1 protein-coding gene is annotated in these 231 nt (G+C 52.4%); it reads right to left on the bottom strand.

The annotated features are described in order from the left end of the window. Positions 1 to 231, bottom strand: a 231-nt coding sequence (locus ACYQ78_RS40185; protein WP_459806250.1) for a hypothetical protein, incomplete at both ends; no start/stop codon positions are given.

The following is a 231-nucleotide window of genomic DNA, read 5'->3' as shown; positions in this document are numbered from 1 at the left end:
GGCAGGCACAATACCAGTTCCCCTGGGTGCAGGGATCAGACGCACACGTACTGAGCCACATTTTCCTGTCACCTTACATGGCACAGTGTGGGGCTGTCCGATCTTGTTACCCCAGTAACCACGGCGCACAGGAATAACAGAAAGTTTAGCAAGAATAATGGCACCACGAATAGCCGTGGCCACTTCCTTGGAGCACTTGACTCCAAGACCAACATGACCATTGCTATCACC

Source organism: Herbidospora sp. RD11066, from assembly GCF_054661255.1.
Note: the sequence above shows the minus strand (reverse complement) of the source record. Positions and strands in the feature narration are given on the sequence as shown.